Annotated in this window: 26 protein-coding genes; 19 read left to right on the top strand and 7 right to left on the bottom strand. The window is 59.8% G+C overall.

The window, feature by feature from the left end; genetic code table 11:
* The first annotated feature begins 43 nt into the window (after positions 1-43).
* Both MRBLRC7O_RS15295 and MRBLRC7O_RS15290 read left to right on the top strand, forming a co-directional pair.
* Positions 44-1,045: an ABC transporter permease gene (locus MRBLRC7O_RS15295; protein ID WP_020810941.1), complete on the top strand. Its 1,002-nt coding sequence runs from the start codon at positions 44-46 to the stop codon at positions 1,043-1,045.
* Positions 1,046-1,117: 72 nt separating this feature from the next.
* Positions 1,118-2,071 carry a substrate-binding domain-containing protein gene (locus MRBLRC7O_RS15290; protein WP_020810942.1) on the top strand — a complete coding sequence of 318 codons (954 nt, stop codon included), beginning with the start codon at positions 1,118-1,120 and terminating at the stop codon, positions 2,069-2,071.
* A 56-nt stretch (positions 2,072-2,127) separates the two neighbouring features.
* On the opposite strand, the gene MRBLRC7O_RS15285 is transcribed toward MRBLRC7O_RS15290, so the two are convergent.
* A complete protein-coding gene (locus MRBLRC7O_RS15285; protein ID WP_003506591.1) occupies positions 2,128-3,021 on the bottom strand; it encodes a LysR family transcriptional regulator in 894 nt (297 codons plus the stop codon).
* Positions 3,022-3,558: 537 nt separating this feature from the next.
* On the opposite strand from MRBLRC7O_RS15285, the gene odc2 reads away from it, so the two are divergent.
* The 6 genes from odc2 (at position 3,559) to MRBLRC7O_RS15255 (ending at position 9,046) form a co-directional block, all read left to right on the top strand.
* Positions 3,559-4,692 (top strand): ornithine/lysine decarboxylase, encoded by a 1,134-nt coding sequence (gene odc2 / locus MRBLRC7O_RS15280; RefSeq protein ID WP_003506594.1) that lies wholly within the window; start codon positions 3,559-3,561, stop codon positions 4,690-4,692.
* A gap of 193 nt (positions 4,693-4,885) precedes the next feature.
* Positions 4,886-5,455 (top strand): GNAT family N-acetyltransferase, encoded by a 570-nt coding sequence (locus tag MRBLRC7O_RS15275; RefSeq protein WP_003506595.1) that lies wholly within the window; start codon positions 4,886-4,888, stop codon positions 5,453-5,455.
* A gap of 145 nt (positions 5,456-5,600) precedes the next feature.
* Entirely contained in the window at positions 5,601-6,002 is a 402-nt protein-coding gene (locus tag MRBLRC7O_RS15270) for a MarR family winged helix-turn-helix transcriptional regulator (protein WP_020813368.1), read from the top strand.
* Positions 6,003-6,089: 87 nt separating this feature from the next.
* Positions 6,090-7,385 carry an MFS transporter gene (locus tag MRBLRC7O_RS15265; protein WP_020813367.1) on the top strand — a complete coding sequence of 432 codons (1,296 nt, stop codon included), beginning with the start codon at positions 6,090-6,092 and terminating at the stop codon, positions 7,383-7,385.
* A 309-nt stretch (positions 7,386-7,694) separates the two neighbouring features.
* Positions 7,695-8,393, top strand: coding sequence for an OmpW/AlkL family protein (locus MRBLRC7O_RS15260; RefSeq protein ID WP_020813366.1), 699 nt, complete (start codon positions 7,695-7,697; stop codon positions 8,391-8,393).
* 209 nt (positions 8,394-8,602) lie between these two features.
* Positions 8,603-9,046, top strand: a complete 444-nt coding sequence (locus tag MRBLRC7O_RS15255; protein WP_020813365.1) for a glyoxalase superfamily protein — start codon at positions 8,603-8,605, stop codon at positions 9,044-9,046.
* 71 nt (positions 9,047-9,117) lie between these two features.
* On the opposite strand, the gene MRBLRC7O_RS15250 is transcribed toward MRBLRC7O_RS15255, so the two are convergent.
* From MRBLRC7O_RS15250 to ugpB, 4 genes are all read right to left on the bottom strand, one after another.
* A complete protein-coding gene (locus tag MRBLRC7O_RS15250) occupies positions 9,118-10,179 on the bottom strand; it encodes a sn-glycerol-3-phosphate import ATP-binding protein UgpC (protein WP_020813364.1) in 1,062 nt (353 codons plus the stop codon).
* Complete coding sequence (ugpE, locus tag MRBLRC7O_RS15245; protein WP_003506733.1) at positions 10,179-11,027, bottom strand: sn-glycerol-3-phosphate ABC transporter permease UgpE; 849 nt, start codon at positions 11,025-11,027, stop codon at positions 10,179-10,181. Before ugpE ends, MRBLRC7O_RS15250 begins: the two co-directional genes overlap by 1 nt.
* A gap of 9 nt (positions 11,028-11,036) precedes the next feature.
* Positions 11,037-11,918, bottom strand: a complete 882-nt coding sequence (gene ugpA / locus MRBLRC7O_RS15240; protein ID WP_003506735.1) for a sn-glycerol-3-phosphate ABC transporter permease UgpA — start codon at positions 11,916-11,918, stop codon at positions 11,037-11,039.
* 68 nt (positions 11,919-11,986) lie between these two features.
* Positions 11,987-13,297: a sn-glycerol-3-phosphate ABC transporter substrate-binding protein UgpB gene (ugpB, locus tag MRBLRC7O_RS15235; RefSeq protein ID WP_173992200.1), complete on the bottom strand. Its 1,311-nt coding sequence runs from the start codon at positions 13,295-13,297 to the stop codon at positions 11,987-11,989.
* A gap of 363 nt (positions 13,298-13,660) precedes the next feature.
* Here ugpB and MRBLRC7O_RS15230 point away from each other — a divergent pair, with 363 nt between their 5' ends.
* The 3 genes from MRBLRC7O_RS15230 (at position 13,661) to MRBLRC7O_RS15220 (ending at position 15,571) form a co-directional block, all read left to right on the top strand.
* A complete protein-coding gene (locus tag MRBLRC7O_RS15230) occupies positions 13,661-14,767 on the top strand; it encodes a CobW family GTP-binding protein (RefSeq protein ID WP_031234541.1) in 1,107 nt (368 codons plus the stop codon).
* Positions 14,764-15,042, top strand: coding sequence for a hypothetical protein (locus tag MRBLRC7O_RS15225; protein ID WP_020813361.1), 279 nt, complete (start codon positions 14,764-14,766; stop codon positions 15,040-15,042). Before MRBLRC7O_RS15230 ends, MRBLRC7O_RS15225 begins: the two co-directional genes overlap by 4 nt.
* A 91-nt stretch (positions 15,043-15,133) precedes the next feature.
* On the top strand, positions 15,134-15,571 hold the full coding sequence (locus tag MRBLRC7O_RS15220; protein ID WP_020813360.1) for a YqaA family protein: 438 nt from the start codon (positions 15,134-15,136) through the stop codon (positions 15,569-15,571).
* A 199-nt stretch (positions 15,572-15,770) separates the two neighbouring features.
* On the opposite strand, the gene zigA is transcribed toward MRBLRC7O_RS15220, so the two are convergent.
* Positions 15,771-16,976 (bottom strand): zinc metallochaperone GTPase ZigA, encoded by a 1,206-nt coding sequence (zigA, locus tag MRBLRC7O_RS15215; RefSeq protein WP_020813359.1) that lies wholly within the window; start codon positions 16,974-16,976, stop codon positions 15,771-15,773.
* Positions 16,977-17,275: 299 nt separating this feature from the next.
* On the opposite strand from zigA, the gene aztA reads away from it, so the two are divergent.
* Genes aztA through aztC form a run of 3 tightly spaced genes read left to right on the top strand, consistent with a single transcriptional unit; the run spans position 17,276 to position 20,017 of the window.
* Positions 17,276-18,103, top strand: coding sequence for a zinc ABC transporter ATP-binding protein AztA (gene aztA, locus MRBLRC7O_RS15210; protein WP_020813358.1), 828 nt, complete (start codon positions 17,276-17,278; stop codon positions 18,101-18,103).
* Complete coding sequence (aztB, locus tag MRBLRC7O_RS15205) at positions 18,096-18,962, top strand: zinc ABC transporter permease AztB (protein ID WP_077998654.1); 867 nt, start codon at positions 18,096-18,098, stop codon at positions 18,960-18,962. Before aztA ends, aztB begins: the two co-directional genes overlap by 8 nt.
* A 29-nt stretch (positions 18,963-18,991) precedes the next feature.
* Positions 18,992-20,017, top strand: coding sequence for a zinc ABC transporter substrate-binding protein AztC (gene aztC, locus MRBLRC7O_RS15200; protein WP_003510406.1), 1,026 nt, complete (start codon positions 18,992-18,994; stop codon positions 20,015-20,017).
* A 129-nt stretch (positions 20,018-20,146) separates the two neighbouring features.
* On the opposite strand, the gene MRBLRC7O_RS15195 is transcribed toward aztC, so the two are convergent.
* A complete protein-coding gene (locus tag MRBLRC7O_RS15195; protein WP_020813356.1) occupies positions 20,147-20,569 on the bottom strand; it encodes a GNAT family N-acetyltransferase in 423 nt (140 codons plus the stop codon).
* 199 nt (positions 20,570-20,768) lie between these two features.
* Between MRBLRC7O_RS15195 and MRBLRC7O_RS15190 the strand changes: the two genes are divergently transcribed.
* From MRBLRC7O_RS15190 to MRBLRC7O_RS15170, 5 genes are all read left to right on the top strand, one after another.
* On the top strand, positions 20,769-21,242 hold the full coding sequence (locus tag MRBLRC7O_RS15190) for a ribonuclease H family protein (RefSeq protein ID WP_031234540.1): 474 nt from the start codon (positions 20,769-20,771) through the stop codon (positions 21,240-21,242).
* A 309-nt stretch (positions 21,243-21,551) separates the two neighbouring features.
* Positions 21,552-22,244 carry a FadR/GntR family transcriptional regulator gene (locus MRBLRC7O_RS15185; protein WP_003510400.1) on the top strand — a complete coding sequence of 231 codons (693 nt, stop codon included), beginning with the start codon at positions 21,552-21,554 and terminating at the stop codon, positions 22,242-22,244.
* Complete coding sequence (locus MRBLRC7O_RS15180; RefSeq protein ID WP_020813353.1) at positions 22,241-23,413, top strand: PLP-dependent transferase; 1,173 nt, start codon at positions 22,241-22,243, stop codon at positions 23,411-23,413. Before MRBLRC7O_RS15185 ends, MRBLRC7O_RS15180 begins: the two co-directional genes overlap by 4 nt.
* A 38-nt stretch (positions 23,414-23,451) precedes the next feature.
* On the top strand, positions 23,452-24,711 hold the full coding sequence (locus MRBLRC7O_RS15175) for an ABC transporter substrate-binding protein (protein ID WP_020813352.1): 1,260 nt from the start codon (positions 23,452-23,454) through the stop codon (positions 24,709-24,711).
* A gap of 147 nt (positions 24,712-24,858) precedes the next feature.
* Entirely contained in the window at positions 24,859-25,803 is a 945-nt protein-coding gene (locus MRBLRC7O_RS15170) for a carbohydrate ABC transporter permease (protein ID WP_020813351.1), read from the top strand.
* Position 25,804 lies beyond the last annotated feature (1 nt).

The raw sequence follows: 25,804 nt of genomic DNA, 5'->3' as shown, positions 1-25,804 counted from the left end.
GTGTCGCGGGAAATATGGCCTGATAAAGAAACTGAGGGAAAACATGACTGAGGCCGCATTTGATAACGGCAAAACGCCGAAGACCTCGAAGGACTGGGACCTGCGAGCGGTTGCGCCTTTCGTGGCGCTGGCCCTGCTGCTGGTTCTCGGCACCATCGCCAATCCCAATTTCATCGGCATCGACAATCTGTTGAATGTCGTCACCCGCAGCGCCTTCATCGCCATCATCGCGCTCGGGGCCACCTATGTCATCACGTCAGGCGGGCTTGATCTATCGGTCGGCGCCATGGTCGCATTTGTCGCCAGCCTGATGATCCTGTTCATGAATAGCGGTGTCATCGCCAGTCCGCTTTTGATGCTGCTTACCGCCATGGCGCTGGCGCTCGCCATCGGCGCTGCCTGCGGGCTGACAAACGGCCTCATCACTACCATCGGCCGCATCGAACCTTTCATCGCCACGCTCGGCACCATGGGCATTTATCGCGGCTTGACCACGTGGCTGTCGCAGGGCGGCGCGATCACGCTGCGCAACCCGGAAATCCAGACGCTTTATCGCCCGGTCTATTTCGGTAATATCTTTGGTGTGCCGGTGCCTGTCATCGTCATCTTCGTCACCGCCGCAATAGCCGCCTTCGTGCTCTATCGCACCCGCTATGGCCGGCATCTCACGGCCGTCGGCTCCAGTGAGGATGTGGCGCGTTACTCCGGCATTTCGGTCGCACGGGTCCGCACCATCGCTTATGTGGTGCAGGGGCTCTGCGTCGCCGTTGCGGTGCTGCTTTATGTGCCGCGTCTTGCCTCCACCTCGGCCACGACAGGCATGTTGTGGGAGCTGCAGGCGATCACCGCCGTCGTCGTCGGCGGCACGGCGCTGAGAGGCGGGGTAGGGCGCATCTGGGGTACCATCTGCGGCGCCTTCATTCTGGAGATCGTCGGCAATATCATGATCCTGTCGAACTTCGTCAGCGAATATCTGATCGGCGCCATTCAGGGCGCGATCATCATCATCGCCATGCTGGTGCAGCGTTCGCTCAGCCGCAGGTGACGTATCACGCCGCGCGATGTGGGGCACGCGCGGTTGAAGGAGGAACGCCCCGGTCTTGGGAGGAAAGAGACTATGCGTAGTAAATTCATCGGCGTGGCCTTTGCCGCGCTGGCCACGGTGCTTGCGGGTTCAGTACACGCACAGGACAAGAAGGTCACCATCGGCGTGTCCATTCCGGCGGCCGACCATGGCTGGACGGCAGGCGTCGTCTATCATGCCGAGCGTGTGGCGAAGCTGCTGATGCAGGAGCATCCGGGGCTCAACGTCATTGTCAAGACGTCGCCGGATGCCGCCAATCAGGCGAACGCGCTTCAGGATCTTGCCGTGCAGGGGCTTGACGCGCTTGTCGTGCTGCCATCCGATCCAGATCCGCTGGTCAACGCCATCAAGGAGATCAAGGACAAGGGCACCTTCGTCGCGCTCGTTGACCGTGCGCCGAGCGTCAACGACAATTCGATCCGCGATCTCTACGTTGCCGGCAACAACCCCGCGCTTGGCCAGGTGGCGGGCGAATACATCAAGAAGACGACGCCGGATGCCGAAGTCGTGGTCATTCGCGGCCTGCCGATCCCGATCGACCAGCAGCGCCAGGATGGTTTCGACAAGGGTATTGCCGGTTCCAGCGTCAAGGTTCTCGACCGGCAATATGGCAACTGGAACCGCGACGACGCCTTCCGTGTGATGCAGGACTATCTGACCAAGTACAAGAAGATCGACGTGGTCTGGTGTCAGGATGACGACATGGCAATCGGCGTGCTGGAGGCTATCCAGCAGGCGAAACGTACCGACATCAAGTATATCGTTGCGGGCGCCGGTTCCAAGGACATGATCAAGAAGGTCATGGACGGCGACAAGCTGGTGCCGGTCGACGTGCTCTATCCGCCGGCAATGGTGGCGACAGCCATGCAGCTGACGGCCGGGCATTTCTACGATCAGGTCCCGGTTGCGGGTGAGTATATCCTCGATGCGACCCTGATCACCAAGGACAATGCCGAGCAGTTCTACTTCCCGGATTCGCCGTTCTGATCTGACTTTCAGCCAACACCGACGCCCGCCGCAAGGCGGGCGTTTCATTTGATGGGTTACCCGTTCTTCCTGAACCACGCCGAGAGATAATCGACAAAGCTCCGCACCTTGGCGGGCAGGTAGCGGCGATGCGGATAGACCGCATAAATGCCCCTGTCCTTGGAAATATAATCGTCGAACAGCGTCACCAGCTCACCGGACTGGATGTAGGGTCTGGCGATGAAATCCGGCACCAAGGCGATGCCGAGACCGGCGCGCGCCGCGCGCAACGTCGCCTGCGGGCTGTTGACCTCGATCGGCCCGCTGATGGTGACCGAATTCGAGCCGCCATCCGGCTCCAGATACCGCACTGTATTATGAAAACGCGTATTGGTGTCGATGATGAAAGGCACGCGGGAGAAATCCTGCGGGCCGTCTAGCGGCCCGTGTTGCGCCACGAAATCCGCCGTCGCCACCGCATAGACCCGGAAATCGGAAAGCTTGCGGGCAATGAGGCCCGAATCTTCCAGCCGGGTGATTCGAACCGCGAGATCGAAACCTTCCTCGATCAGGTCGACGAATCGGTCTTCCGCAACGATTTCCAGCGACAGTTCCGGATTTTCCTTGGCAAAATCGATCAGGCTCTGGCCGACATCGGCATCGATGAAGGTGCGGGGAACGGAAATTTTGAGCTTCCCCTTCAGATCGGCATTCTTTTCACGCACCAGATCGGCGAGGTTATCGATCTCCTTCAGAATATCGGAAGCGGTGCGGTAATAGGTATGACCGGCTTCCGTCAGCGAGAACTGCCGGGTGGTGCGGTTGAGGAGCAGTGCGCCGAGATCATCTTCCAGTTCCCGCACATATTTGGACAGAAGCGCCTTGGAGCGCCCGGTCTTGCGCGCCGCGGCGGAAAACCCCTCAGCTTCGACAACATCGATAAAGGCGCGGATGCGGGTCAGCGTGTCCATGAAAATCCTCCGGTTCGTTCCATATAATTGAACGTGCGCATGTCACTGTTCAACCCTTAATTCACTGCTGAAAAAATCCGCTCTTTGGTGAAAAATTCCTCTTGATTATGACTGCGAATATTCTTATCTCCCGTGCTGCCCAAAGTCGCACGTGCCCATGTGTGTCCGCCGAGTCCTCGATGTGGTGAGGATTTAGGTAAGGTACCTGGAACTAACCCCTCCAGTCGCTATTCCGGCCAACCGGGAAATGCGAGGACATATGAAGCAACGACGGTGCGGGCCTTTCTGGTTCTCTGCCGGCTTTCCATCAGCCGGGGTACTGAAGAGGCACACCATCATTGCCTGAAGTGCGGTCGGGTCATTCCCTCCAATCGATGGCAGACAAAGCCGAATGATGCTCTGGCAGGGCGTCGTTCACATTCGCGCCTTGAGCGTATGCTATCGAGTCTGCGCCTCCACCGGCTGATTCGTATGCATATCTCGAGCGTCCTTTGTCCTTCGGATTTTTCCGAAGTCGGTTTAACAGGGAATATATCGATGACGACTGCACGCATTCTCGACTTCATCAAGACCCGACGTCCCGAAGGCCCTTGCCTCGTGGTTGATCTCGACGTCGTGCGCGACAATTTCAACGCTTTCCGGCACTCCCTGCCGAACAGCGCCATCTATTACGCCGTCAAGGCAAACCCGGCTCCCGAAATCCTGAAGCTGCTCGCTTCGCTCGGCTCCAACTTCGATTGCGCCTCCGTGGCTGAAATCCAGATGGCGCTTGATGCGGGTGCGACTTCCGACCGTATCTCCTTCGGCAACACCATCAAGAAGGAACGCGATGTTGCACGCGCTCATGCGCTCGGCATCGATCTCTTCGCCGTTGATAGCCACGAGGAAGTCGAGAAGGTTGCCCGTGCCGCTCCCGGCGCACGCGTGTTCTGCCGCGTGCTGACGGATGGCGAAGGCGCCGAATGGCCGCTGTCGCGCAAGTTCGGCTGCGTGCCGCAGATGGCTGTCGACGTTCTGGTCTATGCACATCAGCTCGGCCTCGAATCCTACGGCGTATCCTTCCACGTCGGTTCGCAGATGATGAATCTCGACGCATGGGATGCGGCGCTGGCCGATGCCAAGCGCGTCTTCGCTTCGCTTGCCAAGCAGGGCATCCACCTGCAGATGGTCAACATGGGTGGTGGTTTCCCGACCAAGTACCTGCGCGACGTTCCGGCTGCCGAAGAATACGGTCAGGCGATCGACACGGCGCTGCGCAAGCACTTCGGCAACCAGATCCCGAAGACGATCATCGAGCCGGGCCGCGGCATGGTCGGCAATGCCGGCGTCATCAAGGCGGAAGTTGTTCTCGTGTCGCGCAAGTCCGACAACGACAACCACCGCTGGGTGTTCCTCGACATCGGCAAGTTCGGCGGTCTCGCCGAGACGATGGATGAGGCTATCCGTTACCCGATCCGCACCGAGCGCGACCAGGACGAGATGGAGCCCTGCGTTCTGGCCGGCCCGACCTGCGACAGCGCCGATGTGCTGTATGAAAAGAACATGTACCCGCTGCCGGTCTCGCTGACCATCGGCGACGAAGTTCTGATCGAAGGCACCGGCGCCTATACGACGACCTATTCGGCCGTTGCCTTCAATGGCTTCGAGCCGCTGAAGGCTTACATCATCTGATCCGAACGCCGTCCGCTGAGCAGGGCGGCGTCTCGACCAAGCTTCCGTTCCGGCTTTGCCGATTGTGCTGATGCGCAAATCCCTGCTTGCTGCACCTCTTCCAGCCGAGGAAAGCGTGTCGGCGGGCCGGAACGGCTCCACCATTTTTTTATCAAGGGCCGCGTGTGGGCGGTAGTGTGACGGGAGGCCAAGGATGGCCGCTCTTTTGAATTCGGTACGGGCATTTTTCACACCGCAGACATTTCATGTCGATCAGGAAAATCCGGGCGATGTCGTCGCCCGTGAGAACCTGCTGGACCGCGCCATGGGCGCCGGCCGCCGCCGCAAGTCTTCCGAGAAGCTGCGCGCCGGTCGCGTTCCGGCCGAAGGTCTGGCACTCGTCGCCCGCGATGAGGATGGCCATGTCATCGGCACGGTGCGCCTGTGGAATGTCGAGGCCGGTATCTCCCGCGAAGGTCGCGCCGTCGAAGCGCTGCTGCTCGGCCCGCTGGCTGTCGATGCCGCCCATGAGGGCAAGGGCATCGGCTCGGCGCTGATGCGTGCCGCCATTGGCGAAGCCACCAAGCGCGGCCACGGCGCCGTTCTTCTGGTTGGCGACGCCCCTTATTACGAACGTTTCGGCTTCTTCGCCGACAAGGCCCAGCATCTCATCATGCCCGGCCCGTTCGAGCGCAGCCGTTTCCTGGCGCTGGAACTGAAAGCCGGCTGGCTGGAAGGCGCTGCCGGTCTGCTGGTGGCAAGCGGCCGCAGGCTCTCTGCCTGAACGAACCTCGCTGCTGATATCAAACCCCGGCCCAAAGCCGGGGTTTATTGTTTCTGCTATATGGCCAAGGGAGGTGGCCCTTGCCCGCCGATAATTCCCGAGCACCTCTTGCGCGCAAAAATTTACGGGTATATACCCGAGACAAATGCCAAACGATAGTTGCCACTGCATCCTGTTGCGCAAAGCATCCCGTAAGGTCTCGTCCTATTATGACGAGGCCCTGGCGCCGCTTGGCGTCAATATCGGTCAGTTCAGCCTGCTGCGGAACATCAACCGCACCGCGCCCGTCTCGCTAACCGATCTGGCCGCGCGGGTGGAACTGGATCGCTCCACCGTTGGCCGCAATGCCAAGGTGCTGGCTCGTATGGGTCTGGTGGCCATCGGCCATGGCGAGGATCAGCGGGAAGCGATGCTGACGGTGACGACGGAAGGACACGCGATCCTGAAGGCGGGTGCGCCGCTCTGGGATGGGGTACAGGATGAAATCGAGGCCCGGCTTGGGCCCGAAAAGACAGCACAATTGCAGGAACTGCTCGCAGCCCTGTAATTTTTGGGGACATGCGGGTATCTGCCCGCAATATAGGGTATATACCCGTAAAATATCGGCCACGGCCGCTGGAAAGGGAATTTGAACATGCTCTCCACACGCCTCGCCAGCTGGATGGCCAGCAGAAATCTGCATTATGGCTGGCTCGTTGCCGCAACCACCTTTCTGACCATGCTGGCCACCGCCGGTGCGATGGGATCTGCAGGGGTGATGATCCAGCCGCTGCATCAGGAATTCGGCTGGGATATTGCCGATATTTCCTCCGCTATGGCCGTCAGGCTGGTGCTTTTCGGCCTGCTTGGGCCTTTTGCCGCCGCCTTCATGAATCATTTCGGCGTCCGGCAGGTGGTGTCCACCGCGCTCGCCCTGATCATGGGCGGCATCGTCGCCTCCTTTTTCATGACCGAGGTATGGCAATTGCTGCTGCTCTGGGGCGTGGTGATCGGTGTCGGCACCGGCATGACCGCCCTGGTATTGGGCGCCACCGTGGCGGCTCGCTGGTTTTCCAAGCGTCGCGGATTGGTGATCGGCCTCATGACGGCGAGCAATGCCACTGGCCAGCTGGTCTTTCTGCCGCTGCTGGCGGCGCTGACGGAAGCCTATGGCTGGCGAACCGCCCTTACCCTGTCCGTGGCGGTAATTGCCACGGCCATGGTTCTCGTCCTGCTTTTGATGCGCGACCATCCTGCCGATGTCGGCCTGCCGGCCTATGGCGAGACCGTGGTGGCAAAGCCGGTCAAGCAGGATCACAATCTTCTCGCCACATTGCTATCGCCGCTGGTGACGCTGAAGAGCGTATCGGGCAACCCGGTCTTCTGGGTGCTTTTCGGCACATTTTTTGTCTGCGGGCTTTCGACCAACGGTCTTATCCAGACACACTGGATTTCAATCTGCGGTGATTTCGGCATGGCAGCGGTGACGGCGGCGGGCACACTGGCGGTAATCGGCATCTTCGATTTCTTCGGCACGATCTTCGCCGGCTGGCTTTCCGACCGGTTCGACAATCGCTTCCTGCTGTTCTGGTTCTACGGTCTGCGCGGCCTGTCCCTGCTCTACCTTTCCTTTTCAGGGTTCAGCTTCGTGGAACTTTCGGTCTTTGCCGTCTTCTACGGGCTGGACTGGGTGGCGACCGTGCCGCCGACGGTGAAGCTTGCCGCCGAGAATTTCGGTCGCGAAAAGGCCGGTCTCGTTTTCGGCTGGGTCTTTGCCGGCCACCAGCTGGGAGCCGCCACCGCCGCCTTTGGCGCCGGTTTCTTCAAGAGCGACTTCGACACCTATATGCCCGCGCTGCAGATTGCCGGTCTGATGTGCATGATCGCGGCCGTATCGGTTCTGCTTCTGCGCAAGCCCGGTTCCGCGAGCCTCACGCCCCAGACCGCGTGAGAGAGGTGATGCACTGAAAAAGGCCTGCTGATGCGGGCCTTTTTTGTATTTTCCGAGCATGTGCCGGGTGCGGCGTGCACCGCTGCTCGATCGCCGGACGGTTTTGTTGCGCAATTGTCACAATGCGTGCCGGTTATCAGCTCCCTTGCGTGATCGGCACGCCGGTTTGATCCATCTCAATCGGCCTGCCTTTCCCGTTGTCATACTGGCTCCCAAGCGGTTGCGGCCAAGCGAAGATTCGCCAGACCCGCCGTCATCAGCCGGTTTCCGGGGACTTGCCCGGCTGCGGTGCGCTATAGGAGAGATGGAATGACGAACAGAAACAGAAAAACCGCTTTGCTTGCCAGTGTCATGGCTGGTGTTGCGGCCACGCTGATATCCGCCAATGCCATGGCGGCCGATCTGGCCCCGGCAGCGCCGGCGCCCACCGCCGAAGAGGCGATTGCCGCGGCAAGCCCGTGGATGCTGCGCGTGCGCGGCCTCGGCGTCATCACCAATGACAGCGGCAGCGTCGACGGTGTGCCGGGCGCGGGCCTGTCCTATTCGGACACCGTGATCCCGGAACTCGACATCAGCTATTTCTTCACCCCGAATATCGCCGCCGAGCTTATCCTTGGTACCACCTACGCCAAGATCAACGGCGAGGGCGTGCTCGCCGGAACGCCAGTGGGCAAGACATGGCTGCTGCCGCCAACGCTGACGCTGCAATATCACTTCACCGATTTCGGCGCCTTCAAACCCTATATCGGCGCGGGCGTGAACTATTCGCTGTTCTACAACCAGTCGGAAAAGCCCGGTTTCAGCAATCTCGACGTGAAGAACAAGCTCGGTGCTGCTGTGCAGGTCGGTTTCGACTATATGCTGGACGAGCATTGGGGCGTGAACTTCGACGTGAAGAAGATCTTCCTGAAGACCGACTGGACCGCCGAATTGGGTGGCACGCCGATCAGCGGCAAGGCCAAGCTCGATCCCTGGCTGATCGGCGCGGGTATTACCTATCGCTTCTGATCACGGTTCGATGCTGCGCCGCCTTTGACGGGCGGCGTCATATCGGCTATAGGGACGGCCACGGGCAGAAGAGCCCCGGCCGTCCGCAGGCGTTTGCGCCCCTGGTGAAGCTCTTTTCAGAATAACGGTCATCCCCATGTTTTGCATGTCGTCGATGGCAACGCGGACCCCCTTCGGAACATTCGGCATGCGCATGTTGGAGAACCGTTATGTACGTGTCCAAACCGCTTCCCGCGCTTGAGGGGCTGAAGGAACAGGCGAAACGCCTGCGCGCCGCTCTCGAAGGCGAGGGACAGGCAATCACCCATTCGAAAGCGCTGGAACTCATCGCCGCGCAATATGGCTTCCGCGACTGGAATACCCTCCACGCATCAGCCGGCAACCGCCCCGCCTTCAACCCCTACCTTCTGGGCTCAAGGGTGGAAGGCTTTTATCTAGGCCAGCCCTTCGTGGCTTCGGTGCTGGGCGTACAGGCGCTCGGCGGCGATCCCGAACGCTACCGGCTGACCCTGCATCTCGACGATCCGGTGGATGTGGTGACTTTCGAAAGCTTTTCCGCCTTCCGGCAGCGGGTTCACTGCAACGTCGATACATCCGGCCGGACGGTGGAGAAAACCTCCAACGGTCGGCCGCAGGTGGAACTTGTCTGGTAAGGAGCCGCTGAAGGTTCCAGCGATGGCGCGAGCACCCGCCGAGTGGCGGGTGTCCCGTTTCTTTGACCAGCCTAAATCCGCGTCCCCGCCGCATCGAACAGGTGGAAATCCTTTGCCTGTGCGGCGATCCGCAGCGTCTCGCCGATGCGCAACTGCGAACGGCCGTGGACGCGGAAAACGATCGCAGTGCCATCGGCGAAGGATCCGTGCACATAACTTTCCGCACCCACCAGTTCCACGGCGTCCACCTGTACGGTGCCGGTGAAGGCGGCATCCGCGGGGGCTTCATCGGCAAGGGTGATATCTTCGGGGCGGATGCCGAGCGTGGCGACGCCCTGCGGCAGTGCAGTGGTTCCCTGCACCGACCAACCGGAAGAGCCGTTGGCCGTCGCCGTGCCGTGGTTGAGCAGGTTCATGGAGGGGGAGCCGATGAAGGTGGCGACGAAGGTGGTGGCCGGTTTTTCGTAAAGCTCGATCGGCGTGCCCATCTGCTCGATGCGGCCGGCATTCAGCACCACCAGCCGGTCTGCCAGCGTCATGGCCTCCATCTGGTCATGGGTCACGTAGACGCTGGTGGTGGCGAGCGAGCGTTGCAGGCGGCGGATTTCGACGCGCATCTGCACGCGCAGCTTGGCGTCGAGGTTGGAGAGCGGCTCGTCGAACAGGAAGGCTGCCGGCTTGCGCACGATGGCGCGGCCCATGGCGACGCGCTGGCGCTGGCCGCCGGAAAGCTGGCGCGGCCTGCGCTCCAGGAACTGTTCGATTTCGAGCGCCTTGGCCGCCTCGGTGATACGCCGATCGATCTCGTCCTTCGGCGTGTTGCGGTTCTTCAGGCCGTAGGCAAGGTTCTGCCGCACCGTCATATGCGGATAAAGCGCATAATTCTGGAACACCATGGCGATGTCGCGGTCGGATGGTTCGAGATCGTTGACGACGCGATCACCGATTATGATCTGGCCGCCCGAAATGCCCTCCAGTCCGGCAATCATTCGCAACAGGGTGGATTTTCCGCAGCCGGAGGGGCCGACGAGCACGATCATCTCGCCGTCGGCGATGTCCATCGATACGCCCTTGATGGCCTCGACATTGCCGCCATAAACCTTGCGGACGTCTTTCAGCGCAATTTTTGCCATTACTTCTCGGTCTCCACCAAACCTTTGACGAACCAGCGCTGCATCAGCACCACAACGATAACAGGGGGGATGATGGCGAGGATCGCCGTCACCATCACATAATTCCAGGGCGTCGAGGCATCGGTGAAATCCACCATGCGCTTGAGGCCGATGATGATCGTGTTCATCTTGGCGTCGTTGGTCACGAGCAGCGGCCAGAGATATTGGGTCCAGCCATAGATGAACAGGATTACGAACAGAGCGGCGATATTGGTTTTCGACAGCGGCAGCAGGATATCGCGCATGAAGCGGAACGGGCCGGCATTATCGATACGCGCCGCCTCGACCATTTCACCGGGAATGGTCAGGAAGAACTGCCGGAACAGGAATGTTGCCGTGGCGGAAGCCATCAGCGGCAGCGTCAGCCCCGCATAGGTGTCGATCAGGCCTAAATCGACGATGACCTTGTAGGTGGGCAGGATACGCACTTCCACCGGCAGCATGAGCGTGATGAAGATCATCCAGAAAAAGCCCATGCGGAAGGGAAAGCGGAAGAAGACGATGGCGAAGGCCGACAGGAAAGAGATGACGATCTTGCCGATGGCGATGGCGAGCGCCACGACGAAGCTGTTGAACAGCAGCCGCTCGAGGCTGACGCCGACGACACGCTCGACGCCTCCGACCATGGCGTCGGTATAGTTTTCACCGAGATGGCCGCCGGGCAGCAGCGACATTGGCGGGCGGATGATGTCGTTCGACGTCATCGAGGAGGCGACGAAGGTGTAATAGATCGGGAAGGCCACGATGATGATGCCGAGTACCAGCATCAGATGGGCGATCACGCGTGCGACGGGGCGATTTTCAATCATGGGAAATCCTCAGCCGTAATGCACGCGCTTCTCGACGAAGCGGAACTGGAAGGCGGTGAGCGCGATGACGATCACCATCAGGATGACGGATTGCGCGGCGGAAGAGCCGAGATTGAGGTTCACGAAGCCATCATTATAGACCTTGTAGACCAGCGTTTCCGTGGCCTTTGCAGGCCCGCCGCCGGTGACGGCATGGATGATGCCGAAGGTATCGAAGAAGGCGTAGACAGTGTTGACGACCAGCAGGAAGAAGGTTGTCGGCGCAAGCAGCGGGAAAACGATGGTCCAGAAGCGTCGCGCACCACGCGCGCCGTCAATGGAGGCTGCCTCCAGCAATGATTTAGGAATTGCCTGTAAGCCTGCGACAAAAAACAGGAAATTGTAACTGATCTGTTTCCACGCAGCGGCCGCGACGACCAGCAGCATGGCTTGGTTGCCGTTGAGCAGCGGATCCCACATGATGCCGTTACGGCGCAGGATATAGGAGAAGGTTCCCATGGCCGGGTTGAACATGAACAGCCACAACATGCCGGCCACGGCGGGCGCGACGGCGTAAGGCATGATCATCATGGTGCGGTAAAAGCCCTTGCCGCGCACCACGCGGTCCGCCGCCGTTGCCAGAAGCAGCGCCAGCCCCATGGAGACGAGTGCGGTCAGGATGCTGAAGATGACCGTGACCTGCAGCGAGTTCAGATAGCTCTCGTCTGAAAGTACGGCGGAAAAATTGGCCAGCCCGACGAAATTGCTGCTCAGCCCGAAGGCGTCCTCGCGCATGGTCGACTGGTAGAGCGCCTGGCTTGCAGGCCAGAAGAAAAAGATCACCGTGAGGATGATCTGCGGTGCGACCAGCAGATAGGGCAGGATCTTGTTGGGGAATACGACGCTTTGCACGGCGATCTCCTGATGAGATGGGAGTGCCGCCCGCACCGGATAAGGATGCGGGCGGGGGCAGGGATCGTTTAGTTGCCGATGGCCTGCTTGATGGCCGCATCACCGCGCGTGACAATCTTGTCGAGCGCCGTCTTTGCGTCCTGCTTGCCGGCCAGCATCGCCTCATACTCCTCGTTCATGATGTCGCGCACCTGCGGCAGGTTCACGAGACGAACGCCCTTGGAATTTTCCGTCGGCGGCTTGCCCATCATCTGCAGCAGCGGCGTTTCGCGGGCGGGGTTCTTGTCGTAGAAGCCGGATTTCTTGGTTTCCTCATAGGCCGCGATCGTCACCGGCATATAGCCGGAGACCTGATGCAGGCGTGCCTGAATCTTGGTCTGGGAAAGGAAATGGAAGAATTCGGCCACACCCTTATATTCGGCATCGCTCTTGCCACCGAAGACCCAGAGGCTCGCGCCGCCCGGAATGGTGTTCTGCGGACCATGGCCCTCATAATAGGGAAGCTGGCCGATACCGTAATTCATGCCAGTCTTGACGATATCGCCAAGGCCGCCGGAGGATTCGGTCAGGATGCCGCATTCACCGGACATGAACAGCTGCTTGGCTTCCGAAGTGCGGCCGCCGTAACGGAAGACGCCGTCTTTCGCCAGATCGGCAATCGCCTGGAAGTGTTCAGCGAAGAGCGGCGCGTTGACGGCAAGCTTCACATCGGTGCTGCCAAGCCCGTTTTCATTACTGCCATAGGAAACGTTGTTCCACGCGGCGAAGTTTTCAGTCTGAATCCAGGTGAGCCATGTGGAGGTGAAACCGCATTGGGCGGCACCGCTGGTCTTGATCTTCTTGGCGGCTTCGAAAACTTCCGGCCATGTCTTCGGCGGGTTGGCGGCATCGAGGCCGGCTTTCTGGAAGACATCCTTGTTGTAATAGAGGATCGGCGATGACGAATTATAGGGGAAGGACAGCATGGTGCCGTCAGGCTTGGAATAATAGGCGACGATGCCGGCCAGATATTCGTCCTTGTTGAAGGTATAACCGCCTTCCTTCAGAACATCCGCCACCGGCTTGATGGCGCCGGCGGCACCCATCATCACACCCGAGCCGGCGTCGAAGACCTGAATGATCGCGGGCGGCTGCTTGGCGCGGAAGGCGGCAATGCCGGCATTCAAGGTTTCCGGATAGGTGCCCTTGAAGACGGGCGTGATCTTGTAATCTTTCTGGCTCTCGTTGAACTCTTTCGCCAGCGTATCCACGACCTCGTTATTGGCGCCGGTCATGGCGTGCCACCACTGGATTTCCGTTACTGCATATGCATTCGATGTGACAAAAAACGAAAGCGCGGATGCCGCGGCGAGGCGGTAGCTGAGTTTTTTCAAGGTGATTCCTCCCATTATGAAAACAGTAAAAGATACAGCCCCTTAATTGCAGCCTATCCTCCTCGATCCGGCTGCGGGTGATCTTTCCTGTATTAGCACTACCGATTAAAAGCGAACTCTAACGAAAATGCAAGAGAACGTGGAACGATTAAAACGAAAGTGAAGGAAACGGATTTATTATTCCATTTCCTTCGTTCCGTGGTTTTTTCATGCGCCCGAGAGTTGGGAGCATGTGGCCATGACATTTTCTTATCCGGCATAAGGGAATTGCTCTCGCCGGAAATCCCGTAATCGTCATTGATATGTTATTACATTACGTATTATGGTGCCGTGAATTTTATGGATAGCGAAGGTGCTGAAGTGTTCGGAATGAAGCGGAAGAAGGCGGTGGAGCGCAGGGACGACCCAACCGTCGCGCCATCCGTCAGCACGGTGCCGGTCACCCTGCTGACGGGTTTTCTGGGGGCGGGCAAGACGACGTTGCTGAACGAGCTTCTGGCTGAGCCGGCCATGGGTGATGCCGCTGTCATCGTCAATGAATTCGGCGCGGTGCCCATCGATCACGGTCTGGTTCGGACGGGTTCTGAACGATATTTCAGAACGACGACGGGCTGCATCTGCTGTACCGCCACCAGCGATATCCGCACCTCGCTTTACGAGCTGCATCAGGCCTTTCTGGAAGGGGTGGTGCCTGGTGTATCGCGCGTCGTTATCGAAACCACCGGCCTTGCCGATCCCGCACCGATCATCAACAGCCTGATCGCCGGCGGCACGCCGGCGCTTGGCCTGCGTGATCACATTGTCGCCCGGCATTTCCATCTTTCAGGCGTGGTGACGGCTTTCGACGTTGTCGCCGGCCCCGCGATGCTCGACAGTTTTATCGAGGGCTGGAAACAGCTTGCCTTTGCCGACCACGTCGTCCTGACGAAAACCGATCTTGCGGATGCTGCGGCTATTGACCGCGAAAGCATCGCCGATCTCAATCCTGCGGCGTCGTTTCATGACCGTAATGCGGCCGGCTTCGACCTGATGTCGTTATTTAAGGCATCGGATTATTCGCTGCGCGGCAAGCCGGAGGATGCACCGGGATGGTTGGCGGCCGACAGGCTGAGCCTTCATTCCGCCCATCAGCACGATATCAACCGCCATGGTGTCGGGGTCGAGGCCTTCGATCTCACCTTTGACGGCGCTTTGGATCCGCAGGCGATTGTCACTTTTCTTGAACTCGTCACCAGCAATGTGCATTCCGGCCTGTTGCGGCTCAAGGGAATTTTCGGTGCGACGGATGACCCCGAGCGGCCGGTTGTCGCCCATGCGGTGCAGCATCGGCTTTATCCACTGACCCGGTTGGAAAGCTGGCCGGATGGCAACCGCGCAACGCGCATCGTCCTGATCGGCATGGATATGCCGCAGCAGCCGATCCGCGATCTGTTCGATACATTGGCCTCGCAGGCGGGGCGGAAGGCATTCCGATGACGGTAAAAACGAATCCGCTTGCGCGCAGCGGCTCCGCGATCGTCTCGCAGGCCCGCATCATGAAGGACTGGACGCGTGAACTGCTGTTCCTTTCAGAAGACGACATCGTCTCCGTCCACGAGATTTCCTGCGCGCTGCCGAATTGCCCGCCGAAGGAAACCGTAATCCTCATTCTGTCCGCATCGGGCAAGACTCGGCAATTGTCGGTTCATAAGGCGCTGCTGGATGTAGCCCGCCATGATGTGGTTCAGGCCATTGCCGCCGATGTGCTGTAAGGCCATGTGAAATGTAGCCCGCTTGACGCCGGGGGCGTCATCCGGCACTTCGGCAAAGACCGTGAGATTCGCGGATGATGAAGGGCGGGCAATGGCCGATCTGGCAGTATATGCGGGTTTGTTTGTAACGGCGTTTATCGCGGCGACCATTCTGCCCATGCAGTCGGAGGCGGCACTGGCGGGCCTCATCCTTCTTAAATCCCAGCCTGTCTGGCTATTGGTCGCCGTGGCCAGCGCCGGCAATGTTGCAGGCTCCTTTGCCAACTGGCTGCTCGGCCGCGGCATTGAGCGCTTTCGGCGTGAACGCTGGTTTCCGATCGGGGAGGCGGCGCTGGAGCGCGCGCAGAACTGGTATCGTCGTTATGGCAAATGGTCCCTGCTGCTCAGCTGGGCGCCGCTGATCGGTGATCCGCTGACGGTTGCCGCCGGCATCATGAAGGAGCCGCTGCCGGTGTTTCTGCTGCTGGTCACCATCGCCAAGGTCGGGCGTTATCTTGTGCTGGCGTTGGTAACGCTGAATTTTCTGTAGTATTTCAATTGTTTATTTTCGCGAGAGGGTGTTCCCTTTCGTCTCCCCGCCGGGGAGAAGATGGCCCGAAGGGTCAGATGAGGGGCAAGCAGAGATTTGCGAAGAGCTTGCCCCCACAACCCGCTGCCGCGACCTTCTCCCCGGCGGGGAGAAGGCGGAAGACGCATCCGCTCGGCTAAAATGCGGGCGGTGGAGTCAATCAGGCTGCCTGCCTGTCCCAGCTGGCGAAGGGGTCCGGCAGGTGCCGCCATACATCCGGCGTGAATGCTTCGGTATCGATAAGGCAGGCATCGAGCTGCGCGCGGATGCGTGCCTCGCTCATCGGATCGGAGCCGATGAAGACGATTTCCTGTCGCCGGTCACCGAAGACCGGGTCGAGATAGGGCTTCATCATATCCAGAAACTGCTTTTCGCGCGGCCATTGCTCCCTAGGCACGGCGGACCACCAGAGGCCCATCCTGCCGGTGCGGACCAATGCGCCGGCCTGACTGATCTCGCCGACATAACGCGGACGCGTTGCCAGCCAGAAGAAGCCTTTGGCGCGCACCACCCCCGGCCAGGCGCGGTCGATGAAGCGCTGGAACAGTACGGGGTCAAACGGCTTTTGGGCGCGATAGACGAAGGAGCGGATGCCATATTCCTCGGTTTCGGGAATGTGATCCTTGAAGCCGTGCAATTCCTTGAACCACAGGGGGTGTTCTTCGGCTCTGGCGAAATCGAAACGGCCGGTGCCCAGAACCTCCTTCAGCGCCACCTTGCCGAAATCGGCCTCGATGAGTTTCGCATCCGGGTTCAGCCCGACGATGATCTTGCGTGCGGCATCCCTCTCATCCGGCGTGGCGGTGCCGATCTTGTTGAGGACGACGACATCCGCAAATTCGATCTGCTCCACCAGAAGATCGACGATCGTGCGGTTGTCACCTTCGCCCGCCGTTTCGCCCCGGTCGGCCAGAAAATCGGAAGAACCGTAATCCTTGAGAAGATTGGCGGCATCCACCACCGTCACCATGGTGTCCAGACGCGCGACATCGGAAAGGCTGCGGCCGTTTTCATCGCGAAAATCGAAGGTTGCTGCGACCGGCAGCGGTTCGGCGATACCGGTGGATTCAATCAGCAGGTAATCGAAACGGCCCTGTTCGGCCAGCGCCCGCACCTCGGTCAACAGGTCGTCGCGCAGCGTGCAACAGATGCAGCCATTGGTCATTTCCACCAACTGCTCTTCCGTACGGGAGAGATTGGCGCTGCCATCGCGCACCAGCGCGGCGTCGATATTGATCTCACTCATGTCATTGACGATCAACGCCACGCGCAGACCATCTCGATTGGCGAGAATATGATTGAGAAGCGTCGTCTTGCCGGCGCCCAGAAAGCCGGAAAGCACGGTGACGGGAAGTTTTTTTGACATGTGGACCTCGTTCTTTAGCAACGCTCGCGTGGACCTCACGGCGGACACGCGGACGATCTGGAAACGACGGGTTCAATGCTGCCCCGTCCGTATTTTGTAACGTAATAACATTACATATTGACCGCATGTCAACGGGCGACAGAAAAAAACCTCCCGCAACGCGAGGTGGTCTGTGGCTTGCACAGAGCGCAACGTCATCTTTCCAAGAGTTAATGTTATTTCATTACATATTCGTTTGACGAATGTAATAACATTACATATTAGGTGTCATCGAATGACATCCTGCCCCGGAGGGATCGATGAACGATCCGTGCCTTGCCTTCAAAAACCTGACACTTGGATATGCCGGCCGCGCGGCGGTGCATCATCTGAATGGCGATATCGCCAAAGGCTCGCTCACTGCGGTGGTCGGCGCCAATGGTTCTGGAAAATCGACGCTGATGAAAGGCATTGCCGGCATTCTGAAGCCGCTCGGCGGCGAGTGCCGGCTGAGTTCAGGTATTTCCGTCGCCTATCTGCCACAGCAATCGGAACTCGACCGTTCCTTTCCGGCGCAGGTGCGGGATCTGGTGGCACTTGGTCTCTGGCCGAAACGCGGCCTGCTCGGCCGCCACCGTCCCGCAGACCGGGCGGCGATGGGCCGCGTCATGGAAGCGGTCGGGCTTTCCGGTTTTGAGAGGCGCAATATCGACTCGTTGTCCGGCGGCCAGATGCAGCGCGCTTTGTTTGCCCGCGCCATGCTGCAGGATGCGCAGCTGATCCTGCTCGACGAGCCCTTCAACGCCGTCGACGAGCGCACCGTTGCCGACCTTATGGTGCTGATCAAATCATGGGTGGCGGAGGGGCGCACGGTTCTGGCCGTCCTTCATGACCATCAATTGGTGCGGCAGCACTTTCCCCAAACCCTGTTCCTTGCCCGGAAGCTCGTCGGTCTGGGCACGACAGCCGATGTCCTCAAGGCGGAGAACATCCGGCAGGCGCGGCATTTCCACGAGGCATGGGAGGAAAATGCACCCTGGTGTGAGCCGGCCGACGAGCCTTCGGCCCAAATAGTCGGGGCAAGTCCGCAAACGGCATCCGTCCATTCCCATGCCCACTCACACGCGAATTTGAATGCCCATGGCTGATATCTTCATCCAACCCTTCGTCCAGTATGTCTTCATGCAGCGCGCGCTTGCCGGTGCCTTGATCCTTGCCATCAGCTGCGGCCCGGTCGGGGTGTTTCTGATGCTGCGCCGCATGAGCCTGACAGGCGACGCCATGTCCCACGCCATCCTGCCGGGGGCGGCGGTCGGGTTTCTGTTCTACGGGCTGGAAATCCTGCCCATGACCATCGGCGGGCTGGCCGTCGGCCTACTGGTCGCGCTGGGCGCGGGTGCTGTGTCGCGCTTCACTATCCAGAAGGAAGACGCCTCGCTTGCCGCCTTCTATCTCATTTCACTGGCGCTCGGCGTGCTGCTCGTCTCGTGGCGCGGTTCGAGCGTCGATCTCATGCATGTGCTGTTCGGCACGGTGCTGGCGCTGAACAATGAGGCGCTCGGCCTGATCGGCGGCATCTGCATCGTGACGCTTCTGGTGATGATCACCTTCTGGCGGGCGCTGCTGGCGGAATGCCTCGATCCCCTGTTCCTGCGTTCGGTCAGCAACTGGGGCAGCCCGGTGCATTTCCTCTTCCTCGCCATCGTCGTGCTCAATCTGGTCGGCGGCTTCCAGGCGCTGGGAACGCTGCTGTCGGTCGGCCTGATGATGCTGCCCGCCGCCGCCAGCCGCTTCTGGTCCAATCGCGTCGCGCCCATGTGCTTCATCTCCATCGGCATCGGCATGGTTTCCTGCTTTGCGGGCCTGCTTTTGTCCTATCACGCGTCGCTGCCATCAGGCCCTGCGATCATCCTTTCCGCGGGCGTCATCTATGCGCTCTCCATCCTCGTCGGCACGCGCGGCGTGCTCAGCGATCTTCTCGGTTCCGGCCGTCACAGAGCGGCCTGAAAACAGCGTTCGAAAAAAGGAGAACCTTCATGTTCAAAACCCTCCGTCTAGCAACGGGCGTCAGCCTTCTTTCCCTCTCCCCGGTTCTGATGGCGCAGGCGTCCGCCGCCGAACTCAAGGTCGTGGCGAGCTTCTCGATCATTGCCGATTTCGCCAAAAACGTTGGCGGTGACCGTGTCGAAATCACCACCCTGGTCGGGCCGGATGGCGATGCCCATGTCTATGAGCCGCGCCCGGCCGATGCCGTCGCCGTCAGCAAGGCGGATGTGGTGCTGGTCAATGGCCTGGAATTCGAAGGCTTCCTGAAGCGGCTGATCGACACAAGCGGCACAAAGGCGCCGGTGGTGGAACTTACCAAGGGCGTGGAGCCGCTCAAGCTTTCCGAAGAGCCGGCCGGTCACGCCCATCCGGAAGCGGAGGAAGAGGAAGGTCACGATCATAAGGCAGAAGAAGCCGGCCACAAGCACGAGGCGGCCGAGGCCCATGATCACGATCACGGCCATGAGGGACATCACCATCACGGCGAGTTCGACCCGCATGCCTGGCAGTCGATCAAGAACGCCGAAATCTACGTGAAGAACATTGCCGGCGCATTTTGCGAGGTCGACAAGGCCGGTTGCGCCACGTACACCGCCAATTCGGATGCCTATATCGCCAAGCTTGCCGCTCTGAACGAGAAGGTGAAGACCGAGATCGCCGCCATCCCGCCGGAAAAGCGCGTCATCATCACCTCGCATGACGCTTTCGGTTATTTCGAGCATGCCTATGGCCTGAACTTCCTCGCGCCGGAGGGCGTATCGACGGAATCTGAAGCCTCCGCTGCCGATGTCGCCAAGCTGGTGGATCAGGTGAAGCACGACAAGGCTTCGGCAATCTTCGTAGAAAACATCACCGACAAGCGGCTGATCGACCAGATCGCCAGCGAAACTGGCCTCAAGGTTGGCGGCACGCTTTATTCCGACGCGCTTTCGACCGCCGACGGCCCGGCTGCCACCTATATCGACATGATCAACCACAATATCGAGACGATTACGGCGGCCGTTCTCAGCCAGTAAAACGGGCAGTTTCGCTATGAGCTGGGGAGGGTGGCCTGCGCCGCCCTCTCTGCTTTTTGTGGTTTGCCCGTGCAGATATTTATGCAGTTCGACCGCAGGCGCAGAAGCCGTCGAGATTTCGCTGCGTCATCAAAAAACCTTGCGCAGGAAAAACCGGCTGTGCGGCCCGGGATAGTTCTCAATGGTGCCAAAGACCTCGTAGCCTTGCTTCTTGTAAAATTCGGGAGCCTGAAATGCGAAGGTATCGAGCCAGGTCCCTTTGCAACCCTCACCTTTTGCCCAGTCTTCCGCATCTCGCAGTAACTTCGACCCCAGATTTTCGCCACGCATGGCTTCCGGAACGAACAGCAGCTCGATGAAAAGCCAGTCGTAATAGAGCTTCGCCCACAAGCCGCCGCGAACTTCATTTTCGTTATCGCGGAGCAAGAGCGCCAGCGGCTTGTAATTTTCATCTCCCGCTTTTGAGAGATTGTAAGCAAGAAGAGGCTCGAGGATGGCCTTTCGATCCTCTTCCGCTGGCTCCAAAACACGCTGAATAGTCACGAGAGGCATTTCCATCTCCGTCGATTCCTGACCTTGGGAATGAATTCGATAGTAGATGAATGCACGGTTGTCACGCCCACTTGCTGGCGCAAATATGCGGCCTGCTGTGGAGCGAGAAGGCGGGACAACATCAGAGCGACAATCCCTTCGCGATGGCCCTGGAACTGCTCCTTTAGCGATTTCCATATTGGTGCTACACACCATCTTCATGGCTGATGCGCTTCACATCTTCACCGACGGCTCCTTCGATAATGCCTCCCGATCCGGAGGATGGGCGTTCGTCGTTCATGAAGCAGGCCATCAAGTCCATTCCGCCTCGGGCAAGACGGTTGGCGCATCGAACAATACGTTCGAGGTCCTCGCTGTCCTGAACGCAATGTCCTGGATCGCCGCCGAGGCGCCAACGCGGGCAGTCACGCTCTGGACGGACGCTGTTCATGTCATTGAAGGCTGCCGCCGATATAGGGCCATCTGGCGCACCAATGGCTGGAAGCGGATCACGCCTAACCAGCGCACCCGCCGAAGATCGATCCCCGACAGGGAAATCTGGCAGCAGCTCGACAACCTGCTGGAGCGGCATCCCCATGTGGTCGTGGAATGGTGCAAAGGGCACTCCGGCACTGTCGGCAATGAGCATGCCGATGCATTGGCGCGTGGGGTAGCCCGCGCTACGGTGGCTTAGCCGGCGGCCGTCAGTCGCCGAGATTCGGTGCGCTAAGCTCTTAACTCCAGTCACTTTCGGTCTCGATCTATTCCCGTATCGGGCGGTTGCGCGGTACTTTTTTACCGCAACGTCAACCCACGTAATCACGCACGGCGACCTGAATCGTTTCAGGTATTCTGTGCCATTTCGGAGGCACAACAGGACATCGTGAAGGAGTGGCTCCACCAGCATCCGTCCTTGCCGGTTGACAATCCATCCACCCTTTGAAATGGTAAGATGTCAGACCAATTTGGAGGGTGCGTCTTGGACAGATCCAGCCGGGAACTCATGCAGCCGATTCCGCCGAGCGACCGCGTGCGCCAGGTCGAGGCCGCTCTTTCCGACTATGTGGAGCGGGCAGGGCTGAAGGCGGGAGACCGGCTGCCGGCGGAGCGGGAACTGATGGCGGCGCTGGGCGTGGGCCGATCCACCATCCGCGAAGTCATCCGCAAGTTTCAGGCGCTGGGTGTCATCGACAGCCGCAAGGGCAGTGGCAATTATCTGCTGAAGCCGATTTCCGCTGCCACCGTGCATATGCCGATTTCCATCGATGCCGAAAGCCTGCGCGATGCGCTTTTGATGACGCTGGAGGTGCGGCGTGGCATCGAAGTGGAAGCGTCCATGGCGGCGGCGCGCCGCCGCACGGCGGAAGATATTGTCACGATGGAAGCGCGGCTCGATGAGATGGAGCGGGTGCATCTGGCTGAAGGCACGTCCGGCAAGGCCGACCTTGCCTTCCACCTCTCCATCTATGACGCCACGCATAATTCGCTGTTCAAGCAGCTGCTGGAGCAGATGCGCGAAGGTTTCGAACGTTTCTGGCTGAAGCCTTTCGACCGGCCGGACTTTGCAAGCCGCTCCTTCCCCTTTCACCGCACGCTGTTCAACGCCATCGCCGCCGGCGATGCGGAGACCGCCCGTGAAGAAACACTGAAAATCCTCGCTGTCGTCGAGGAGGATATCAAGGACATGTCGAAATGAACCAAGGCAACGATCTCTTCGATCCCGCCTCCCTGATCGTCGCCCATGACGAGGCCCACGCTTTCGAAGCCGTGGTGCCGCCACTTGTGCAGACCTCGCTTTTCACCTTTTCCAGCTACGACGAAATGGTTTCCACCTATCGCGGCGAAAAGGTGCGGCCGGTCTATACGCGAGGGTTGAACCCGACCGTGCGGATGTTCGAAGAGATGCTGGCAAAGCTGGAGGGCGCAGAAGATGCGCTGGGTTTTGCCAGCGGCATGTCCGCCATTTCGTCCACCGTTCTCTCCTTCGTTTCGCCGGGCGACCGCATCGTCGCGGTGCGCCATGTCTATCCCGATGCGTTCCGCCTGTTTGGCACCTTTATGCAGCGCATGAATATCGAGGTGGTCTATGTCGACGGCCGCGACGAGGCGGCGGTTGAAAAGGCTATGCCGGGCGCGAAGCTGTTCTACATGGAAAGCCCCACCAGCTGGGTGATGGAGGCCCATGATGTCGGTGCGCTCGCCGCGATTGGCAAGCGCCATGGCGCCGTCACCGTCATCGACAATTCCTGGGCAAGCCCTGTCTTCCAGCAGCCGATCTCGCTCGGTGTCGATCTTGTCGTGCATTCGGCGTCAAAATATCTCGGCGGGCACAGCGATGTGGTCTCCGGCGTGGTTGCCGGTTCCAAGGCGATGATCGACCGTATCCGGGCGGAAACCTATCCCTATCTCGGTGGCAAGATGTCGCCCTTCGATGCGTGGTTGCTGATCCGCGGCTTGCGCACCCTGCCGCTGCGCATGAGGGCGCATCAGGCATCGGCGTTGGATATTGCCAGCCGCCTGCAGGCGCTCGATGTGGTGGAAAAGGTTTGCCATCCGGGATTGGCGAACCGCCTGCCGCCCGGCCTCAACGGTACGTCTGGCCTGTTTTCCTTCATTTTCAAGGAAGGGGTGGATGTGCGCGCTTTTGCCGACCGCCTCAAACTTTTCAAACTGGGTGTTTCCTGGGGTGGGCATGAAAGCCTGATCGTCCCGGGTGAAGTGGTGCTTGAACAGAAGGCGCAGCCAAACTCCGCGCACACGTTCGGCATCAGCGCGCGTTCGGTGCGCCTGCATGTCGGACTGGAGGGCACGGAAGCGCTCTGGAACGATCTCGAACCCGCGATCAAGGCGGCCACGGCCGCCTGACGCGTTTTAAAACTGACGACAAAAAAGGGGAGAACGACATGAAAAAACTGGTAGCAGCAGCAATCTTCACCGCCCTGATGACCGGAACGGCGCTGGCGGACACGACCTTGAAACTGGTCGAAGTCATTACAAGTCCCGAACGGACGGAAACGCTGAAGGGCATCGTTTCGAAGTTCGAAAGCGCCAATCCCGGCACCAAGGTGGAGATCATCTCGCTGCCCTGGAGCGAGGCCTTCCAGAAATTCGCCACGATGGTCTCCGCCGGCGATGTGCCTGATGTGATGGAAATGCCCGACACCTGGCTTTCGCTTTATGCCAATAACGGCATGCTCGAGAGCCTGGAACCTTATCTTGCCAAGTGGGAACACACCAAGGGTCTGAGCGAGCGCACGCTGGAACTCGGCCGCGACGTGAAGAATACGGCCTATATGCTGCCTTACGGCTTTTATCTCCGGGCAATGTTCTACAACAAGAAACTGCTGGAACAGGCCGGCGTGAAGGAACCGCCGAAGACGCTCAACGAGTTTGCCGATGCCTCCAAGAAGGTCGCGGCACTTCCCGGCAAATACGGCTATTGCCTTCGCGGCGGACCGGGTGGCCTTAACGGCTGGGTCATGTTCGGCGCATCCATGGCGGGTTCGAACGAGTTCTTCACCAAGGACGGCGCATCCACCTTTGACAGCCCCGGCTGGGTGAAGGGCCTGACCTACGTGATCGATCTCTACAAGAACGGGTTGGCACCGAAGGACAGCGTCAACTGGGGCTTCAACGAGATCGTCGCGGGCTTTTATTCCGGTACCTGCGCCTTCCTCGATCAGGATCCGGACGCCCTTATCGCCATTGCCCAGCGCATGAAGCCGGAAGATTTCGGTGTCATGACCATGCCGAAGGGACCTGACGGCAAGACCTTCCCGACCATCGGTTTCGCCGGCTGGTCGATCATGTCGGCCTCCGCCAACAAGGACCTCTCGTGGAAGCTGGTCGAGACGCTGGAAGGGCCGGAAGGCAATATCGAGTGGAACAAGAAGACGGGCGCGCTGCCGGTGCACAAGTCGGCGGAGAAGGACCCCTTCTATGCCAGCGAGCAGTTCAAAGGCTGGTTCGATGAGCTGGCGGACAAGAACGCCGTACCCACGACGATGCCGACCTATCTTGAGGAATTCGCCTTCTTCAAGGATTCGCTTGTCATCAAGACATCGCAGGAAGCGCTGCTCGGCGATATCACGCCGGAAGACCTCGCCAAGCAATGGGCTGATTACATGACCAAGGCGCAGCAGAAGTTCCTGGCCTCCAAGTAACGATACGGGTCGGCCGCGCGGGCGTTTATGCCCGTGCGGCGGTCTTGCCGGGCCTTCGCTGCGGCGGGCCTATTCTTGAAATTTTCGGATCGGCCGGCGCGAGGCTGGAAACATGTCCGTTCCGTCGTCCGATCAGGGAGCGATACAATGTCCTATGCCCATGGCGCCGGGCCGGTGGCCGCGCGCAAACCGGCTTGCAAACCAGCGATGCGAAGGTTTGCCGACTGGGCCGAACCCTGGCTCTACAGTGCGCCCGTGCTTGTGCTCATCGTCGCCGTCATGCTGGTGCCGCTGGTGCTCGGCCTGTCCTATGCGTTTCGCGATGTGCAGCTGCTCAATCCGTTTTCCGGTGGTTTCGTTGGCCTGAAACATCTGGAGGCGCTGTCGCAGGATGCGGCCTTTTACCGGGCCTTGAAAAATACGCTGTGGTGGACCGGTGCTTCGGTGTTCCTGCAATTCTTCTTCGGCCTCATTCTGGCGCTGCTGCTGGACAAGCCTTTCGCGGGCAGGGGGCTGGCGCAGGCGTTGGTGTTCCTGCCATGGGCCGTGCCAACGTTCCTCGCTGGTCTCAACTGGGCGTGGCTGTTCAACCCCGTCATCGGGCCGCTGCCGCACTGGATGGTCTCGCTCGGGCTTCTCTCCGCGCCGAACAATATTCTCGCCGATCCGCATCTCGCCATGTGGGGGCCGATCATCGCCAATGTCTGGTGGGGCATTCCCTTTTTCGCGATCACCCTGCTCGCCGCACTTCAGGCCATCCCGCGCGATCTTTATGAGGCCGCTTCCATCGACGGGGCAAACCCGTTGCAGCGTTTCACCTCGATTACGCTGCCGTTTCTGGCGCCCACTATCGCCATCACAGTTTTGCTGCGTACCGTCTGGATCGCCAATTTCGCCGATCTCATCATCGTCATGACCAATGGCGGACCGGCAGACCGCACCCAGATTGTCGCCAGTTACATCTTCACGCAGGCGTTCCGGCGGCTCGATTTCGGTTATGCCTCGGCCATCGCGCTGGTGCTTCTGGTGCTGCTTCTGGCCTATTCCATGCTCATCGTGCTCCTGCGCCAACGCCTTATCGAGAAGGACTGAC

This window comes from Agrobacterium radiobacter, from assembly GCF_040801995.1.
Classification (GTDB): Bacteria; Pseudomonadota; Alphaproteobacteria; order Rhizobiales; family Rhizobiaceae; genus Agrobacterium; species Agrobacterium radiobacter.
Note: the sequence above shows the minus strand (reverse complement) of the source record. Positions and strands in the feature narration are given on the sequence as shown.

Coding starts and splice junctions, on each gene's coding strand:
- MRBLRC7O_RS15295 (WP_020810941.1), top strand. CDS start 44: ATGACTGAGGCCGCATTTGATAACGGCAAAACGCCGAAGACCTCGAAG.
- MRBLRC7O_RS15290 (WP_020810942.1), top strand. CDS start 1,118: ATGCGTAGTAAATTCATCGGCGTGGCCTTTGCCGCGCTGGCCACGGTG.
- MRBLRC7O_RS15285 (WP_003506591.1), bottom strand. CDS start 3,021: ATGGACACGCTGACCCGCATCCGCGCCTTTATCGATGTTGTCGAAGCT.
- odc2 (WP_003506594.1), top strand. CDS start 3,559: ATGACGACTGCACGCATTCTCGACTTCATCAAGACCCGACGTCCCGAA.
- MRBLRC7O_RS15275 (WP_003506595.1), top strand. CDS start 4,886: ATGGCCGCTCTTTTGAATTCGGTACGGGCATTTTTCACACCGCAGACA.
- MRBLRC7O_RS15270 (WP_020813368.1), top strand. CDS start 5,601: ATGCCAAACGATAGTTGCCACTGCATCCTGTTGCGCAAAGCATCCCGT.
- MRBLRC7O_RS15265 (WP_020813367.1), top strand. CDS start 6,090: ATGCTCTCCACACGCCTCGCCAGCTGGATGGCCAGCAGAAATCTGCAT.
- MRBLRC7O_RS15260 (WP_020813366.1), top strand. CDS start 7,695: ATGACGAACAGAAACAGAAAAACCGCTTTGCTTGCCAGTGTCATGGCT.
- MRBLRC7O_RS15255 (WP_020813365.1), top strand. CDS start 8,603: ATGTACGTGTCCAAACCGCTTCCCGCGCTTGAGGGGCTGAAGGAACAG.
- MRBLRC7O_RS15250 (WP_020813364.1), bottom strand. CDS start 10,179: ATGGCAAAAATTGCGCTGAAAGACGTCCGCAAGGTTTATGGCGGCAAT.
- ugpE (WP_003506733.1), bottom strand. CDS start 11,027: ATGATTGAAAATCGCCCCGTCGCACGCGTGATCGCCCATCTGATGCTG.
- MRBLRC7O_RS15230 (WP_031234541.1), top strand. CDS start 13,661: ATGAAGCGGAAGAAGGCGGTGGAGCGCAGGGACGACCCAACCGTCGCG.
- MRBLRC7O_RS15225 (WP_020813361.1), top strand. CDS start 14,764: ATGACGGTAAAAACGAATCCGCTTGCGCGCAGCGGCTCCGCGATCGTC.
- MRBLRC7O_RS15220 (WP_020813360.1), top strand. CDS start 15,134: ATGGCCGATCTGGCAGTATATGCGGGTTTGTTTGTAACGGCGTTTATC.
- zigA (WP_020813359.1), bottom strand. CDS start 16,976: ATGTCAAAAAAACTTCCCGTCACCGTGCTTTCCGGCTTTCTGGGCGCC.
- aztA (WP_020813358.1), top strand. CDS start 17,276: ATGAACGATCCGTGCCTTGCCTTCAAAAACCTGACACTTGGATATGCC.
- aztB (WP_077998654.1), top strand. CDS start 18,096: ATGGCTGATATCTTCATCCAACCCTTCGTCCAGTATGTCTTCATGCAG.
- aztC (WP_003510406.1), top strand. CDS start 18,992: ATGTTCAAAACCCTCCGTCTAGCAACGGGCGTCAGCCTTCTTTCCCTC.
- MRBLRC7O_RS15195 (WP_020813356.1), bottom strand. CDS start 20,569: ATGCCTCTCGTGACTATTCAGCGTGTTTTGGAGCCAGCGGAAGAGGAT.
- MRBLRC7O_RS15190 (WP_031234540.1), top strand. CDS start 20,769: ATGGCTGATGCGCTTCACATCTTCACCGACGGCTCCTTCGATAATGCC.
- MRBLRC7O_RS15185 (WP_003510400.1), top strand. CDS start 21,552: ATGCAGCCGATTCCGCCGAGCGACCGCGTGCGCCAGGTCGAGGCCGCT.
- MRBLRC7O_RS15180 (WP_020813353.1), top strand. CDS start 22,241: ATGAACCAAGGCAACGATCTCTTCGATCCCGCCTCCCTGATCGTCGCC.
- MRBLRC7O_RS15175 (WP_020813352.1), top strand. CDS start 23,452: ATGAAAAAACTGGTAGCAGCAGCAATCTTCACCGCCCTGATGACCGGA.
- MRBLRC7O_RS15170 (WP_020813351.1), top strand. CDS start 24,859: ATGTCCTATGCCCATGGCGCCGGGCCGGTGGCCGCGCGCAAACCGGCT.